Annotated in this window: 2 protein-coding genes and 2 pseudogenes; 1 reads left to right on the top strand and 3 read right to left on the bottom strand. The window is 62.5% G+C overall.

The genetic code is table 11. The features are described 5' to 3' along the window. Nucleotides 1-334 (top strand): annotated as a pseudogene (locus JCM25156_RS25195) (UDP-phosphate N-acetylglucosaminyl-1-phosphate transferase); the annotation flags it as partial. A 68-nt stretch (nucleotides 335-402) separates the two neighbouring features. Here JCM25156_RS25195 and JCM25156_RS15560 read toward each other — a convergent pair. From JCM25156_RS15560 to JCM25156_RS25190, 3 genes and pseudogenes are all read right to left on the bottom strand, one after another. Further along, entirely contained in the window at nucleotides 403-858 is a 456-nt protein-coding gene (locus JCM25156_RS15560) for a hypothetical protein (RefSeq protein WP_025813808.1), read from the bottom strand. Nucleotides 859-908: 50 nt separating this feature from the next. Then, complete coding sequence (locus tag JCM25156_RS15555) at nucleotides 909-1325, bottom strand: MarR family transcriptional regulator (protein WP_025813807.1); 417 nt, start codon at nucleotides 1323-1325, stop codon at nucleotides 909-911. Between the two features lie 160 nt (nucleotides 1326-1485). After that, nucleotides 1486-1781: pseudogene (locus JCM25156_RS25190) on the bottom strand (leucyl aminopeptidase family protein); the annotation flags it as partial.

Below are 1781 nucleotides of genomic sequence, written 5' to 3'. Positions count from 1 at the left end.
TCTGCCTCATGGCGGGGTGCTGATGCCGCTGATCCTGTCGGGCCTGCTGACGGATGTATCGGCCACCCTGCTGCGGCGCATCCATGCGGGGCGGCCGCTCATGCGCGCGCACCGGGAGCATCTGTACCAGATGGCCCACCGCAGCGGCATGAAGGCGCGGCGCATTACCCTTCTGGCATGGGGGGCAACCGTGTACGGGAGCCTTGTGGCGGCGGGCGTGGCCACGGACCGCATCTCTCCCTCCGCTGCCTTTGGTCTGGTCGGGATTGTCCAGCTTGGCTGGGCCGTGATCGTGTGGCGGCGGGTGCGCCGGACACCGGATCTGACATGGTGACGAAAAGGGGGAGGACAGCCTTCCGGCCGCCCTCCCCCTGATCCCTCCCGGCCCGGACTGGCGGAAGGTTATTTGCGCAGTGTGATCTTCATGCCCTGCGCCGCGGCGGCCAGACGACCGCCCGTGCTGGTGGTGTCAAGCTGGATCCGCACGCCCGCCGGGTTGTTCAACAATATGGCGCCCATACCGGTTCCCGCCGTGACATCGCCGTTCACGGCGGCGTAACTGCCCTCGAAATCCTTGACCTGGTTCAGGTTATAGACGGTGCCGTGGGCCTCCACATTGGCGAAGCCCACGGCCGCCAGCGACCCGCCCTCGATCTTGAAGCGGTAGGTGTGATGCTTGAACACAAGCTTGCCCGAACCCCATGTGTGGCCAACGCCGACATCGAGCGACTTGAACTTCATCGTCACCTGCCCCGACGGCGTTCCGAGCGAGGAATCAGCCGCCATGGCCAGTGTGGACATGCCAGTCAGGGGCGCCAGCGCGATGGCGGCGGCAACCAGACGTCGTGATATACGCATGGATCAAATCCTCCAGTTCCTGAAATGCATGAAAACAGCCTAGGGCGTGTTCAGCCGACCCGGCGCAGCCCCTCGGCACGGCGGGGGCGGACGGGCTTGCGGACCGGGGCGGCCGCCTTTTCCTGCGTGGCCGTCTCGCTCACGATGGCGGACAGATCACGCAGATAGGCATTGCCCTTGAGCGTGCGCTTGATCAGCACGGAGCGGCGGTCCATCGGGTCCGGCGTGCGGCGGGCCAGATCGAGATCCTTCAGCCGGTCCAGCGCGCGGGTGATCGCGGGCTTGGACACGTTCAGCTCGGCCGCGAGGCCACGCACGGTGTGCGCGTCGTCGCTCAGGTAGCAGGTCAGGAACACGGCAAGCTGGCGGGCCGACAGATCCGGACCGTCCCGGCGCACCATCGCCACAATGGTGTCGCGCAGGGAATTGATCATCTGATCCGTATGAGCCTGTGATGACTTGGCCATCGGTGGAAATCCTTTGTCGAATGTCAGTCCCGCTAACCGGCGCACGCATGCAGAATCGGACCGGGGCTGGAGATGCACTTTCTGCACTGCCTATATAATTGGCACTTACAGCATATATAAGTCGCAGCGCGAGAATTAGTTCGCTTGCGGGATTGTTTCTTTATCGATGCATTCTGTCCCCGATATTAAATATATTTAATATCCCGTTGTAAGCTGCTCTTAAACCAAGGCTTTCTCCGCCTTCCGGTCGGCCGGGACGTGATACATCGTTCCATCCATACGTATCGATATGAATCCAGCGCACATCAGTTCTGACAAAATTTTCTAGAAAAAGGGCCGCCGTGATCGCCCCGGCCGTGGGTTTGGATGAAATATTGTTCAGGTCCGCCACCGGGCTGTTCAGCCATTTGCGGTATCCCGGCCACAGCGGCAGCCGCCACAGCGGGTCGCCACAGG

Source organism: Komagataeibacter kakiaceti JCM 25156 (assembly GCF_000613305.1).
Note: the sequence above shows the minus strand (reverse complement) of the source record. Positions and strands in the feature narration are given on the sequence as shown.